The following is a 14,454-nucleotide window of genomic DNA, read 5'->3' as shown; positions in this document are numbered from 1 at the left end:
GGTTCACCGCCCCGTCATGCGGTTTTCGATACGCCCCAGAAGAACGGCAGCGGCCCCTTTACAATGCCGGAAACGTTTTTGCGCCACGCCGTGTAGCTCAGGAAGAAGCCGGTCGGCGCATAGATCACGTCCTCGAAAGCCGCCGCGTTGAGGCGACCGATCGCGGCTTTCTCCTCATCGAGAGTCTTGGCATCGAACCAGGCCACGACTTCCTTTTCCACCGCGGGGATGGTCGGCCAGCCCCACCACGCCTTGTCGCCATTGGCGCGAATGCCGGTGTAGGCGGCGGGATTGAGGCAGTCGGCACCCGAGTGCCAGGTGTGGAACATGTGCCAGCCGCCCTGCCCCGGCGGCGTCTTCACGGCGCGGCGGGAGCCGACCGTGCCCCAATCGGTGGCGACGAAGTCGAGGTTCATGCCCAGCGACTTCAACAGTTCCGCGGTGACATCGCCCTGCGCCTTGGTGATCGGTTGATCCTGCGCCACCAGGCATGTGATCGGCTGACCGGCATATCCGCTCTCGGCCAGAAGCTTCTTGGCCGCGGCGATATCGCGTTTGCCTTTCAGGATGTCGCCGCCCTGCTCGGTGTAGAGCGGCGTGCCCGGCGTGAAGAAACTCGGCAGCGGCTTCCAGAGCGACTCGTCATCGCCGACCAGCGCCCGCATATAATCTTCCTGGTTCAACGCGGCGAGCACGGCGCGGCGTGCTCTGACATCGTTGAAAGGCGGATGCAGATGATTCATCCGGAACACGCCGATGTTGCCGAGCGGATCGGCGATGTCGACGCTGATGTTGCGGTTCTTCTTCAGCACCGGCACGAGATCGGGAATCGGATTCTCCCACCAGTCGACCTCGCCGTTCTGAAGCGCAGCGGCCGCCGTGGCTGGATCCGGGATCACCACCCATTCGATGCGATCGACCAGCATCTGCTTGCCGCCGGCGAGCCAGGACGCCTTCTCCTGCCGCGGCACGTAATCGGCAAATTTCTCGAACACCGCCTTCGCGCCGGGCACCCACTCGCTTTTCGCGAACTTCATCGGGCCCGAGCCGACATATTCGGTGATCTGCTTGAAAGGATCGGTCTGGGCGATGCGCTCCGGCATGATAAAGGAGCACGGCGCATTGTTCTTGGCCAGCGCCAGCAGCATCTTCGGATAAGGCTGTTTCAGCGCCCATCTGAAGGTCCTGTCGTCGACGGCGACCAGTTCGTTCTGGATCGCCTTGATCATCTGCCCCATGGGATCGCGTGCCGACCAGCGCGCAATGCTCGCCACCACATCCTTGCTCAGCACCGGCTCGCCGTCATGAAACTTCAGTCCGGGGCGCAGGCGGAAGGTCCAGACTAGGCCGTCGTCGGACACCTCTTCGGATTCGACCATCTGGCGCTGCGGTTGCAGTGCGTCGTCGATGCCATAAAGAGTATCCCACACCAGCGCGGCGGCGTTGCGAACCACATATTGGGTCCCCCAGATGGGATCGAAGTTCGCGAGATTGGCCTGAGGCACAAAACGCAGGGTGCGCGCGGCGGCGCCCTGCGACAGCGCTGGCATCGAAAGCCCGCCCGTTGCCGCCAGGCTGCCCGCTCCGGCCAATCCCTTCAACAGAGTCCTGCGATCCATAGAGCTCTCCCAGTCGGGTTGTATGGTGGGTCTGCCCGTCTCACCGGCCGAGGGGATCGGCGCAACGTGTGAAACGGGCGATCAGATGATGCAGCAGTCTCCCTTGGTTGTTTGCAAATGGTATGCCAGCGCAGACGTTTCGCCTAGCCCGCGCGCTGCTTGAATTCCGACGACGGCGCCGAGTGCCACCAGCGACCACCAATGACGACTCCTTCGGACACGATCTTGCGATCGCCGATCAAATGTTCGCCAACTACGTCGATATAATCGAACTGGCCTTCCCGGACCGAAATCAGGGTTGCGTCTCCAACACTCCCGGGCTTGAGGCTGCCGAGTTCGGGACGCCGCAGCGCCATCGCTGCATTGACTGTCGATGCTTCGATCACATCAGAAAGCGGCATGCCCATGCACAGGAACTTGGACATGGTCGTCACCTGATCGAAAGCTGGGCCGTCGATGCACAGCAGATGGACGTCCGAGGAGATGGTGTCGGGATAAAAGCCGTTGGCCAGCATCGCGCGCGCGGTTTTGAAGGCGAAAGATCCCTTGCCATGACCGATGTCGAAGAGAACGCCGCGTTCGCGTGCCTCCAGAACCACCCTTTTTATCGTACCCTGCGCGGTGACGGCCGTATTGGGAAAGGGACGGAATGCGTGGGTGAGAACGTCGCCCGGGCGCAGGCGCGCGACCACCTCCTCATAACTCGGCGGGGGATGATCGATATGCGCCATCAGCGGCATGCCGACCTCCTGGGCGACTTCGAGGGCGATATCGAGCGGCACGATCCCCGAGGTGCCCGATGAGTGGCGGCCCACTCGCACCTTGATGCCAACGATCAGGTCACGATTGGCGTCCGCCACGGCGACGGCGTCGATCGGATTCATCAGCCGGAGCTCTTCGCTCTCGCCGACCATGACCTTGTTCGAGAAGCCGAAGATCCCGGCGTGCGAGACATGCAGATAGGCGAGAATGCGGACATGGCTGGGTTCGATCACATGCTTGCGGAAACCCGCGAAATTGCCGGGTCCGGCGCTGCCGGTGTCGACCGCCGTGGTGACACCGGAGGTGCGGCAGAATTCCTCGGCATCGATGCCCAGCGACGTGCCGCCCCAATAAACGTGGGTGTGCAGATCGATCAGGCCCGGGGTGACGATATACCCCGATACGTCGCGCACATCCGTGCCCGGCTCGACCTTGAGCGCGTTGCCGACCATGACCACCTTGCCACCGGCAAAGGCCACATCGGTAACAGCGTCGAGCTTCTGGGACGGGTCGATCACCCGCCCCCCGCGCAGGACCAAATCGAAAGGCATTGCAATCTCCGAACGTGAAGCCGTGAAGACAGTGGCGAGAGGATCAGTCGTGTTGGTTCATGCGCTGGCGCGCGTGAGGTATCAAATCACTATGCGCGACGCACACGCAATCACCCCTCTCGTGGAGCAGCCCAGCGTGGACCGCACCAACGGCGAGAATGCGGCTCATGCATCCATCTTCTTTTCGGGAAGCAGACATACGGCGTCTCTCTCGGCCACGTCGTGTTCCGGAAACCAGAACCGCACGGACTGAACACGCCAAGATGTTAGCAAGTTTCACGCCAGATATCGCGCCGGCTGATCAACAATTGATGACGCGACGCGCACGTCTGCGTTGCAGCCAAACCGGACGTCAACGCCCCTGCGGCGCCTCGTTAGCCGGATCGACTTCTCCGAGAACTTCTGCTGCAATGCGATACGTCTCGATCGCGGCGGGCACGCCACAATACATCGCGACAAGTTGCAGCACGTCTTGAATCTGCTCACGCGTGCATCCGTTCGCGAGTGCGCCCTTGGCGTGAACACGAAATTCCGCGGGCCGGTCGCTGGCCGCGGTGATCCCCAGCATCACCAGGCTGCGCACATGATTGGGAAGGCCATCCCGCTGCCAGACGTCGCCATAGACATAGGCATTGATGATGTTTTGCAGCGGCGCGCCGAAATCACCGGACGCCTGCATGCGCTTGTCGACATCGGCCTCGCCGAACATCGCCTGGCGCAGTTTAAGTCCGCGCTCATAGAGATCTTTTGTATCCACGCTGTCCTCGCACGGCTCGATCGACCGGACCAATTTGTACGGTCAAATATATAAGTGCAATAATCGAAGATATAGCAGATTTCCAATTGATTGCCAATAAATGTCCGTATAAACTTTTATGAATGAAAAAGCCGGCGGCACGAAAGCCGCCTTCCTGGGGGAGATACTGGAAATGCTGCGACTGCTGCCTGCGATGATGGCCTGCCTGCTCGCGTTTGGTGCCGCCGAGCGCGCGAGCGCCGCGAACGACGACTATCCGAAGAAACCGATCCGCCTGATCGTGCCCTTCCCGGCCGGCGCCGGCCCGGACAACGTGGCGCGCATGCTTGGACAACATCTGCAGGACACCCTGGGCCAGACCGTCGTGATCGAAAATCGCGCGGGTGCGCTCGGCAGCATCGGCGCACAGGAAGTCGCCCGCAGCGCTCCCGACGGCTACACCTTGCTGATGGGCACCAACACGACCCAGGCCGGAAACGTGTCGATGCTGAAGAACCTGCCCTATGATCCGGCCAAGGATTTCGCACCGATCACCCGCGCCATCACCACCGCGATGGTGATGCTGGTGAAGCCGGACTTTCCCGCCAAGAACATCACCGAATTCATGGCCTATGCCAAGGCTCATCCCGGCATGACCGCCGGTTACGGCTCCGGCGCATCACAGATCTCGGCGGCGCAACTGCAGAGCCGCGGCGGCCTGTCGCTCGTGACCGCGTCCTATCGCGGCGTGCCGCAGACTGTCACCGACGTGATGGCCGGCGTGATCGATATCGCCTTCGCGGACTTCTCGATCGCGATCCCGCAAATGCAGGGTAAAACCGTGCGCGGCATCGGCGTGACATCGCCGACCCGCAACGAACTCACCCCCGATCTTCCGGCGCTCGCGGAGGTGATGCCGGGCTTTCAATCCACCATCTGGTATGGCCTGTTCGCCCCCGCCAACACACCGGAGCCGATCGTCAACAAACTTTACGAAACCAGCGCGAAATTCCTGAACATGTCCTCAACGCGCGAAAAACTCGCCAATCTCGGCGTCATCACCGCGCCGATGCCGCCCAAGGAATTCGGCGCTTTCGTGCTCAGCGAAATCGATCGCTGGACCCGAGACGCCAAGGAAGCGGGCATCGAGGCGAAATAACACGGACAAGGGCTGTCAGGAACGAGGCGATCCAGACGATGCAATCCAACATCCACATCGCTCTGGTCGGCCTCGGCCTGATGGGCAGCGCGCTGGCCAACCGCCTGATCGCCGCCGGCATGCCGGTCATGGGCTTCGATCCGGAAAGCGACCGTCGTGACGCGCTGGAACGCAACGGTGGACATCCGGCCTCGCTGAAAGACCTTGCACAGCAGTGCGATGTGCTTGTGCTCGCCGTGTTCGACGGCAGCCAGGTCGAAAGTGTGTTCGACATACTCGAACCCGCTGCCGGCGCGGGACACCGGCCGACCGTGATCTGCACCACGACGTGCGATCCCGATGACATCGACCGGATCGCGGCACGTGCAGATCGCGCCGGCATCGCGTTTGTTGAGGCGCCGATCTCCGGCACCAGCCGGGATGTCCGCGCCGGCGAGGCCAGCGCCCTCGTCTCCGGTGCGGCTGACGTGATCGAACGATGGACCCCATTGCTGACGACGCTGTGCCCATGCATCGTGCCCGTCGGCAAGATCGGCGACGCCAGTCGGATCAAACTCGCCATCAACCTGGTGCTGCAGAGCAACCGCGCCGCGCTTGCCGAAGGCATCGTCTTCGCCGAAACCATCGGCCTCGATCCAGCCGCCTTCCTCTCGGCGGTTCGGGCCTCGGCCGCCTATTCGCGGGTGATGGACGCCAAAGGCGAGAAAATGCTGCAGCGGGATTTCCGTCCGCAGTCGCGCATCGCGCAAACCCTGAAAGACGCCGAGCTCATCATCAACGAAGCGCAAAAACATCAGCTGACACTGCCGATGACATCGACCCAGGCTGCACTGCTGCGCCAGGCCATCGCCCTGAAGGGCGGCGAATGCGACAGCGCCGCGGTGATCGCGGCAATCGAGCCCAGCTCTGAAACTGAAGGGAGCACGCCTTGATCAACGCCGCCATTGCCGGCCTCGGCCGCTGGGGACGCGCCATTGTCGATGCCTCGGTCGGTTACGACCGCCTGCGTTTCGTGACCGCGATTGAGCCCGCCATCGACGGTGCCCGCGCCTACTGCGCCGAGCATGAGCTGACCCTGGTCGACGATCTCGCCACAGCCCTCGCCGATCCCTCGATCGACGCGGTATTCCTGGCCACGCCACATTCATTGCACCGCGCCCAGGTCGAGGCCTGCGCCGCCGCCGGCAAGCAGGTGTTTTGCGAAAAACCGCTGGCCCTGCACCAGGACAATGCGCGGGAAATGTTCGCGGCGTGCCGCAAGGCCGGGGTGACACTGGCGGTGGGACACAACCGGCGTTTCTGGCCGTCGATGCAGGCGTTGCGCGCGATTGTCGCCAGCGGAGAACTCGGCACCCTGCTCCATGTCGAAGGCCACAACAGCAACGAGAATTCCAAGGCGGTGCTCGGCGGCTGGCGGCTGTCGCCGGAGGAATCTCCCGGTGGCGGACTGACCGGCGCGGGGCTTCATGTGCTGGACGGCTTTGTCAGCCTGATGGGCCCCATCCGCAACGTGTATGCGCAGCTGGTGCCGCGGCGACAGGAGCCCCCGCAGCTCGACACCGTGTCGCTGGTGCTGAATTTCACCAATGGCGTCAGCGGCACGCTCACCACCATCCGGATGACGCCGTTCTACTGGCGGGTGCATGTGTTCGGAACCGAGGGCTCGGCCGAGGTGCTGGACGAGGCCACGCTGGTGCTGCGCAAATCGGGATTGGCACCGGAACAGCGGATCTATCCCCCGGTCAATGCCCTGCGCGCCGAGTTCGACGCCTTCGTGGACTGCCTGGCGGAAGGCCGTCCATTTCCGGTTCCCGAAGCAGACGTGCTGGCGACTCTTGCCGCTTTCGAGGCTACATTGCTCTCGATCCAGACAAGGACCGTGATTGCATGCTGATGGCCAATAAGGACAAGGACAAAGACAAGGAGCGCAGCCAGCCGCGCTATCGCGAGATCGCCACCGAGTTGCAGCAGGAGATTCGCCTTGGCGTCTATCCGGTCGGCAATCTGCTGCCGGTTGAAACCGAGCTGATGACCCGCTTCTCGGCCAGCCGCCAGACCGTGCGCGAAGCGCTGCGCATCATCACCGAACAGGGCCTGATCGTGCGGCGGGCGGGCCTCGGCTCCATTGTCATCGCCAGCGAACCGCCTGTATTGTTCACCCACAGTGTCGGCACGCTGGCCGAATGGCTGCGTTATCCCAACGAAACCTACCGCGAGGTGGTCCGGACCAGCGAAGTGGTCGCCGACCACAGGCTGGCCGCGCTGCTGAAATGCGAGCTCGGCAAGCGCTGGTTCCTGATCGAGGCGATTCGCCGTTCCGACGCCTTCGCCGCTCCGCTGGGCTGGACCGAGATCTATGTGCTGCGGAAATATGCCTCGGTGGTGGAGCGGCGCGACCACGGCCGCACCCCGGTGCACGAACAGATCGCCAAGATGTTCGGACAGACCATCGAGCACGCCCAGCTCGAAGTGTTCGCCCGCGGCATGCCGGCCGATCTCGCCGAACCGCTGGACGTGAAGCCGGACTCCCCGGCCCTCACCATGGTGCGGCGCTACTATGGCGTGCGCGACGAGTTGTTCGAGGTGACCATCACCACCCATCCGGAAGGCCGCTACACCTACACCATGGAAATGCAGCGATCGCTGCGGCCGAAGCTCGGCGGCTGAAGCATCGGATCAGTGGAAGTACGCTTTCTCCAGCTCGGCCGCGAGATCCGGTTGCGTTGTCGGCGCTTCCAGCACGATGCGACCTTTCGCCAGGGCATAAACCCGATCGGTGGCGGCCAGCGCTTTTTCCACCAGTTGCTCGACCAGCAGCACGGCGGTACCCGCCGCGCCCAACCGGCGAATGACGTCGAGCACCCGGTCCACCAGCACCGGCGATAATCCCGCCGACGGCTCGTCCAGCATCAACAGCCGCGGACGCCGGACCAATCCCTGCGCCACCGCCAGCATCTGCTGCTGGCCGCCGCTGAGTGCGGCGCCGCGCTGTGCCCGCTTTTCCGCAATCTCCGGAAAGAACGCCAGCGCCTCGTCGATACGGCTTGCGCGCTCATGGCGCGACAGGTCGTACCCCGCCAGCAGCAGGTTGTCCCACACCGACAGCTGGGTGAAGATCCGATGGCCCTCGATGACATGCACCAGCCCGGCCTTCGACGTTCGCCGGGCATCCGCCCCCTGCAGACTGTTGCCGTCGAAGGAGATGTCGCCCTTCCAGGGCAACAGCCCGGAGATGGCGCGCAGCAGCGTGGTCTTGCCGGCGCCGTTCGGCCCTAGCAGCGTGACGCGTTCGCCGGCTTTGATGGTGAGATCGATGCCGCTGAGCACGCCGATCTTGCCGTAGCCGGCGGACAGATTGCGGACATCTAAAATAGCTTCGCCCAGAATGGCTTCACCCGCCGAGATAGGCATGCACCACATCCTTGTGTACGCGGATTTCGGACGGCGTTCCCCGCGCCAGCACCTTGCCCAGATTGAGCACGGTGACGTCGTCGCAGATGTCAAAAATCAAGTCGGCATGATGTTCGACCAGCAGCACCCCGACCCCGCAGCGGCTGATCGCCTTGATCAGTTGCCCGAGCTTGCGGATCTCGTCGGCCGACAGGCCTGCGGCTGGCTCATCGAGCAGCAGGAATTGCGGACGCAGCATCAACGCGCGGGCGATCTCGAGAAAACGCAATTCGCTGTGCTGCAGCCGATCGGCCCGCACATCGGCGAGCGACTCCAGTCCGACCACCCGCAGCGCCAGACGGCCGGCGGACCGCAGCGCACTCTCGTCGCGGCGATGCCGGCCCAGCGCGAACAGAATTTCCGGGAAACTTGCCGTGCCGCGAATGGTGGCCCCGATCAGGACATTGTCGAGCACGGAGGATTCGCCGACGATGCGCGGCGTCTGGAATGTACGGGCGATGCCGCGCGCGGCGCGTAATACCGGAGCCCCCGTCTCAAGCTCCGTGTTGCCGAGCATCAGCCGGCCGACCTGGGGACGGTAATAACCGGAGATGACATTGAGGATGGTGGTCTTGCCGCTGCCGTTGGGGCCAATCAGACCGTGCACCCTGCCGGAGCGGATCACGAGGTCGACACCGTCGATGGCGCGCACTGAGGCGAACCGCAGCTCGATGCGTTCCAGCGATATCTGTGACTCCCCCGTTGTCGTGCCGAGCATGTCGTCGAGCAGAGCGACCCGTGGCGTGATCGCCCGGTTGCTCTGCAACGGCGTGCGGTTGCGCATATCCAGCAGCGCGGCGATGCCGCCCGGCGCCACCAGCACTACACCGAGCAGCAGCACCGCATACAGAAACGTCGACCATGCCGCCAGCGATGCGACGAATTCCGGCAATAGCGTCAGCACGATGGTGCCGATCAGCGGCCCCAGGATGGAGCCGCGCCCGCCGATCAGGATCGCGATGAAGAACATCACCGACAGATCGAAGGTGAAGGCGTCCGGCGTGATGTAGGTCTGCAGGCTGGCGAACAGCCCGCCGGCGATCGCGGCCACCGCGCCGCTGAACATGAAAATCGAAATCAACAGCCGCGGCTTGGAAATGCCGCTGGCCTCGGCCGCGACATCGGCATCCCGGATCGTGACCAGCGCCCGCCCGACACGACTGTGCGCAACATTCGCGGTCATCCAGGTGATGAGCGCCGCCAGCGCCAGACAGAGATAGTAGAAACCGTGGGTCGATTCGAACGGACCGGGAAACTGCGGCCCGGACAAGCCGATGCCGCCACCGGTCACGCTCTGCCAGGCCAAGGCGATCTGGGTCACGATGGTGGCAAAACCGAGCGTCGAGATGGCGAAATAAAAGGTGCGCAGACGCAGCGCCGGCAATCCCACCACCACGCCGAAGATCGCGCCCGCAACGCCGGCGATGCCGAGCGCGGCAAATGACGGAATCGGAGGCAACACATTGCCGGCGGCAAGCACACTGGTGGTGTAGGCCCCGAGCGTCAGCAGCGCTATGTAGCCGATCGCAAGCTGTCCGGCGAAGCCGACCACGAGATTAAGCGCTGCGATCAGGACCCAGTAGATCGCGGCACGGCTCGCGATCAGCACCCAATAATCATTGGTCAGGAACGGCACCACCAGCGCGACCGCAAAAATCGCGACAAACGGCAGCAGTCGTGGAAGGAGGTCACGAAGCGATGCGGCCCCATCCGTGGCGGGCAGTTCCGCAGCTATTCCGGGGGCATCGCTCATCACACTCTCCGCGAGGCGTAGGAGCCGAACAGGCCGCCGGGCACCGCCACCAGAATGACAATGAACAAGGCAAACACCGCGACAGAGGCAAAGATGCCGCCAACGGTGAAGTTCATCGCCTGCTGAAAAATGCCAAGCGCAAAGCCGCCGATGATCGCCCCGCGATTGTTGCCAAGGCCGCCCAGCGCCACCGGCACAAAGCCATAGAAATTGAGCAGTGCCCCATTGGCGACAAACGCCAGCATCAGCTGGCCACCGGAAAAGCCGGCAACGCCGCCGATCGCGCCCGCCAGGGCGTAACTTGCAATGCGCAAATTGCGCTCCGGCAAGCCCAGCGCCCGCGCCGCGAAATTGTCCTCGGCGATGGCGAGGAAGGCGCGCCCGACCAGCGTGTGCCGATACAGCAGTTCAAGGCCGACCATGACCAGCCCGCAAGCCACCACCGGCAGCCAGAACTTTTCATCCCAGATGCCCGATCCCAGGCCAAACAGGCGCGGAAAGCTCTGCGGCTCGGTGCTCCATTCAATCGCCGTGACCTGCTGGATCATCAGCGCCAGTGCCAGGGTCGACAGCACATAGAGATGCTGTTCGAGGCTTTTGAGCACCGGACGCACTGCCACGATTTCGGTGATCACACCGACCAGCGCGCACGCAATCAATGTCAGCGCAAAACCCACGATCGGGGGCAGGCCAAGCCGGATAATAAACAGCGATCCGAACACACCACCGAGCATGCCGAGTTGCCCGGCGGTGAAGCTCATGACCCGCGAGGTCGAGAACATGGTGTTGTAGGTGACGCCGATGAGCGCGTAGACCGCGCCCACGGCCAGACCCGAGGCAAGAATGGAACCGAGCATCCGGCGATCCTTCTGACGAGGTGGAGCGGCCGAATTGCGATCAGGTGTAACCGGGCGCGATCGCGAATGCTCCGCCCTTGGCCGAGCTTGCCTCCGACATCACGATGTCCTTGGTCGGATAGCCGTTGTGCTGCTCCGGCGTGAAGGTGTAGTCGCCGAAATAGCCGGGGTATGGGTTCAGGCTGTTCCAGTATTTGATGATCTCGGCGCTATCAGACGATCCGGTGGCCTCGACGGCTTTTGCAATCAGAGTGATCGCATCGAAACCACCGGCCACCCACCAGAGCAAGGAGTCGTTGAGCTCGACCTTGCCCTTCATCCGGCTGACCAGTTCTTCCGACCGCGGCGGCAACTTGCCGGCCTGGTCGAAGCTGCAGCTGCGATAACCGACCGCGTAAACCTTCTCCCAGTTCGACTTCTTCTCGATCAGGCCGGCAATATCACCGGAAGAGAGCGACGGGTGTCCGACAAAGGGAACATCCCATCCCATTTGAGCGCGTGCATTGAACATCCGCGCAGCCATTCCGCTCGAGGTGCTCCACATCACGATGGCCTCGGCGCCGGCATTCTTGGCCCGCAGCATATCCGGGGTCATGTCGGGCTGGGTTGCATCGATGGTCGCCTGGTAGACGACCTCGATACCGTCCTTCTTGAAGCCCTCGACGGAGGATTTCACGGCAGACACGCCGTAACCGGTGGTGTCGGCGACCACCGCCACCTTTTTAGCCTTCAGCACTTTGATAGCATAGAAACGAACCGCATCGTCCCACTGGGTGTTCGACGGCGCCATCCGGAAGGCGTTGGGAAATTTCGTGGTATCGATCAGGCTTTCCACCACGCAGGGATGCACATTGGGAATCTTGGTGCGCGCCATGATCGGCGTCACCGCCAGCGATTCACCCGAATTGGTCGGCCCCCAGATCGCGTGGACCTTCACCTGGCTGATCATTTCCTGGGTCGCGTTGACAGCCTTCGCCGGATCGCCCTGAGTATCCCGGGTTGTGAGTTCGATCTTGCGTCCCTTGACGCCGCCAGCCGCATTGATCTCGGAGACGGCAAACATCACACCGCGATTGAAGCCGATGGCCGGCGCCGAACTCGCCCCCGTCAATGCCGCGAGCCAGCCGATCCGGATCGGTTCGACCTGAGCAATCGCCGGCCGGGCAATCCCGAGCGCAGCCGCGCCCACAGCTGCCGTACCAATGGTAAAGTTGCGACGTGTGATCGACATGCTTGCCCTCCCAGGCGTTTCTTGTTGGGTGTCCCGGTCTTTCCGGACGCAGCATTTCGATTTGTCGCTGTCGTCCCGAAGCCGCCTTGAATCCCGGCTATTTTTGCTTTTTGTCCTCGGCTTATTTCGGCGGGCGGAACGCGGGAGCGTCGCCGACCTATACGACAACCTGATAAGTTAGCATGACCCGAAACCGGCCTGTTGTCGAGAGCCGGACGGCAACGTCATGCTCTGCGGGCCGCGATCTGGTTGCGCCGCCGAAAAGACCAGGCACGATCATGGCACGGCATTGTGAACCATGAGGCCGCCGGCGCGACAAACCCAACATACGGATTCAGATTTTCTCGCTCCAGCATTTCAAAGGACAAACGAATGTTTTCCCGACACGCTCTTGTCAGGCGCGCCGCTTTGGTCGCGTTGATGGTCGCCATCGCCCACAGTGCCGTGGCTCAGGAGATCAAGACCAGCCTGTTCAAGGTCATTACCGTCAAGGACGAGATCGTCATCGGATTGTCCGACACCGAACTCAAGGCACTGGGCGGCACCGATGCCGGCGCGGTGGCGCACGCGATCGTGCAAAAGGGCGACATCACGGTCTGGCAATACAATGTCCATCGCGGCAAGAACGGCGAGTTGCAGCAGGCGCCCACCGCCAAGATCGGCCTCATCGCCAATAGCTCGCTTCGTGTCGAACCCTACACCACCCCCTACGCCGTCCTCCCTCACGACTGAGCCGCGTCGCAGCAGCAGCAAACGCGTCGTTTCAAGAACGCGGATGGCGCGTCAGCCGTATATCGACCTCACGTGTGACGTAGCACCATTCCGGCGTCTGCCTCAACCGCAGCACCAGATCCTCGAACGCGTCGCTGTGCTCAGGCGCATATTCGAACCAGGTGAGAAAATCGAAGGGTCCGCCAAGCTCGCGGCTGTGATGCAACCGCCGCGCAATACCTGGCAGATAGTCCAGCCCGATCGCGATGTGGCGGGACTGCTCTTCCAGAATCGCACGGCGCTCATCCTGCGCCAGCGCCCACCAGGCGTCGGACTTGCGAATGGGAATAAGCGCCGCGCGGGTCGCCTGCGGCCGGCCCAGACCTTGCTGAACCGCGACCAGCGCATCGACCTCGGTCCGGCTGGTGTAGCGCGTGTTGCTGGTCACGCCGCTGAGCTGCCAGGCTGCGTTGTTCGCTCGTTCCGGAAAGTTCGGGCTTTCCACCACATCGAGGGCTTCGGCCATGGTCAGGCTGTCCCCGACAACGGCATCGATACGTTCGACCCGCCAGGCTCCCGAAGTCCCGGCAATGAACGTGACAAGGAGTGGCTGCGGCATGGGTGCCTTTATAGTGAATCGGACATAGCGGGCCAAGCAGCGACATTCGTCGCGCAGCGCCTAAAATTTAAGCCGACATTCAATCAGCTGACCGCCTGCAGCGCGAAATCGATAAAAGCTCTCACTTTCGCGGCCGGCTGATGTCGCGAGGGATGCAGCGCATAGAGCGGGAAGGTTTCATCCGGCCAATCCGGAAACAGCTCGACCAGCAAGCCCTTGTCGAGCAGATCCTGAACGCACAACGCAGCACCTGCGCGACACCCGCCCCCGCGACGCAGGCGCTCTGCATGGTCCCGACATCGCTGACCACAAGCCGTCCCGCGGTGTTGACGGTCAGCACCTTCTTGCCCTTGTGAAACTCCCAATCGAAGGGACGCCCGGTCGCCGGATCGCGAAAATGTACACAGGTGTGCCTGGTCAGATCCGTCGGATGCTTCGGCCGGCCATGCCGCTTGAGATAGCCGGGCGACGCCACGGTCAAAACCCGGGTTTCGAGCAGCTTGCGCGCGATCGCAGACGACTGCACGGGTTCGCCGAACCGCATGGCGACATCGATGCCATCGGCGATCAGATCGCCGGCGTGATCGCGAGTCACCAGTTCAAGCGACAGCTCCGGATGGCGTTCGAGGAAGTCACCCATGCGCCCGGCCAGCAGCAGCTGCGCGAAAAACGGATCGATGTCCACGCGCAATCGCCCACGCACCGCGCTTGCCGATCCCGACGCCACCACCGCGGCATCCGCGATGCCCGACAGCATCGGCCCGACCTGTTGGTAGAACCGGCGGCCTTCATCGGTCAGTTGCATCGGGCGCGTGGTGCGGTCGAGCAGCCGCACGCCCATTCGGGCTTCCAGCCGTGCCACCGCGCGGCTGACGCCGGACGCAGACAGCCCCAGCATCTCCGCGGCCTGCACAAAGCTGCCGCCCTCCACCACCGCGGCCGGCACGCTCACGCCAGCCAGCAATCGCCCATCGAACGCGATGTCCTCATTCCTGACTTTTAGCCA

Annotated in this window: 12 protein-coding genes and 2 pseudogenes; 5 read left to right on the top strand and 9 right to left on the bottom strand. The window is 63.0% G+C overall.

The window, feature by feature from the left end; genetic code table 11:
- Positions 1 to 14: 14 nt before the first annotated feature.
- The 3 genes from RS897_RS28670 to RS897_RS28660 form a co-directional block, all read right to left on the bottom strand.
- The gene (locus RS897_RS28670; protein ID WP_315832072.1) at positions 15 to 1,619 is read right to left on the bottom strand and encodes an ABC transporter substrate-binding protein; all 1,605 of its coding nucleotides are present in this window, start codon (positions 1,617 to 1,619) and stop codon (positions 15 to 17) included.
- Positions 1,620 to 1,762: 143 nt separating this feature from the next.
- Entirely contained in the window at positions 1,763 to 2,932 is a 1,170-nt protein-coding gene (locus RS897_RS28665) for an amidohydrolase/deacetylase family metallohydrolase (RefSeq protein ID WP_315832071.1), read from the bottom strand.
- Positions 2,933 to 3,284: 352 nt separating this feature from the next.
- Positions 3,285 to 3,689, bottom strand: a complete 405-nt coding sequence (locus tag RS897_RS28660; protein WP_315832070.1) for a carboxymuconolactone decarboxylase family protein — start codon at positions 3,687 to 3,689, stop codon at positions 3,285 to 3,287.
- 172 nt (positions 3,690 to 3,861) lie between these two features.
- Between RS897_RS28660 and RS897_RS28655 the strand changes: the two genes are divergently transcribed.
- From RS897_RS28655 to RS897_RS28640, 4 genes are read left to right on the top strand one after another with little or no spacing between them, the layout of a single operon-like run.
- Entirely contained in the window at positions 3,862 to 4,827 is a 966-nt protein-coding gene (locus RS897_RS28655) for a Bug family tripartite tricarboxylate transporter substrate binding protein (RefSeq protein WP_315832069.1), read from the top strand.
- The gene (locus RS897_RS28650) at positions 4,752 to 5,759 is read left to right on the top strand and encodes an NAD(P)-dependent oxidoreductase (RefSeq protein ID WP_315838770.1); all 1,008 of its coding nucleotides are present in this window, start codon (positions 4,752 to 4,754) and stop codon (positions 5,757 to 5,759) included. The genes RS897_RS28655 and RS897_RS28650 overlap by 76 nt, the downstream gene beginning before the upstream one ends.
- Entirely contained in the window at positions 5,756 to 6,721 is a 966-nt protein-coding gene (locus tag RS897_RS28645) for a Gfo/Idh/MocA family protein (protein ID WP_315832068.1), read from the top strand. The genes RS897_RS28650 and RS897_RS28645 overlap by 4 nt, the downstream gene beginning before the upstream one ends.
- Positions 6,715 to 7,494, top strand: coding sequence for a GntR family transcriptional regulator (locus tag RS897_RS28640; RefSeq protein WP_315832067.1), 780 nt, complete (start codon positions 6,715 to 6,717; stop codon positions 7,492 to 7,494). The genes RS897_RS28645 and RS897_RS28640 overlap by 7 nt, the downstream gene beginning before the upstream one ends.
- 9 nt (positions 7,495 to 7,503) lie before the next feature.
- Here RS897_RS28640 and RS897_RS28635 read toward each other — a convergent pair.
- From RS897_RS28635 to RS897_RS28620, 4 genes and pseudogenes are all read right to left on the bottom strand, one after another.
- Positions 7,504 to 8,142, bottom strand: a pseudogene (locus tag RS897_RS28635) (ABC transporter ATP-binding protein); the annotation flags it as partial.
- A 76-nt stretch (positions 8,143 to 8,218) separates the two neighbouring features.
- A complete protein-coding gene (locus tag RS897_RS28630) occupies positions 8,219 to 10,030 on the bottom strand; it encodes a branched-chain amino acid ABC transporter ATP-binding protein/permease (RefSeq protein ID WP_315832065.1) in 1,812 nt (603 codons plus the stop codon).
- Positions 10,030 to 10,887, bottom strand: coding sequence for a branched-chain amino acid ABC transporter permease (locus RS897_RS28625; RefSeq protein WP_315832064.1), 858 nt, complete (start codon positions 10,885 to 10,887; stop codon positions 10,030 to 10,032). The genes RS897_RS28630 and RS897_RS28625 overlap by 1 nt, the downstream gene beginning before the upstream one ends.
- A 40-nt stretch (positions 10,888 to 10,927) precedes the next feature.
- Positions 10,928 to 12,118, bottom strand: coding sequence for an ABC transporter substrate-binding protein (locus RS897_RS28620; RefSeq protein ID WP_315832063.1), 1,191 nt, complete (start codon positions 12,116 to 12,118; stop codon positions 10,928 to 10,930).
- A 372-nt stretch (positions 12,119 to 12,490) separates the two neighbouring features.
- On the opposite strand from RS897_RS28620, the gene RS897_RS28615 reads away from it, so the two are divergent.
- Complete coding sequence (locus tag RS897_RS28615; RefSeq protein ID WP_315832062.1) at positions 12,491 to 12,850, top strand: hypothetical protein; 360 nt, start codon at positions 12,491 to 12,493, stop codon at positions 12,848 to 12,850.
- 31 nt (positions 12,851 to 12,881) lie between these two features.
- Here the strand turns inward: RS897_RS28615 and RS897_RS28610 are convergent, their stop codons facing one another.
- Both RS897_RS28610 and RS897_RS28605 read right to left on the bottom strand, forming a co-directional pair.
- Positions 12,882 to 13,448, bottom strand: a complete 567-nt coding sequence (locus tag RS897_RS28610) for a chlorite dismutase family protein (protein ID WP_407654319.1) — start codon at positions 13,446 to 13,448, stop codon at positions 12,882 to 12,884.
- Between the two features lie 83 nt (positions 13,449 to 13,531).
- Positions 13,532 to 14,430, bottom strand: a pseudogene (locus tag RS897_RS28605) (LysR family transcriptional regulator).
- Between the last annotated feature and the right edge of the window lie 24 nt (positions 14,431 to 14,454).

It is taken from the genome of Bradyrhizobium prioriisuperbiae (assembly GCF_032397745.1).
Classification (GTDB): Bacteria; Pseudomonadota; Alphaproteobacteria; order Rhizobiales; family Xanthobacteraceae; genus Bradyrhizobium_A; species Bradyrhizobium_A prioriisuperbiae.
The sequence above is the reverse complement of the archived record's forward strand: the minus strand, read 5'-3'. Positions and strand labels throughout refer to the sequence as shown.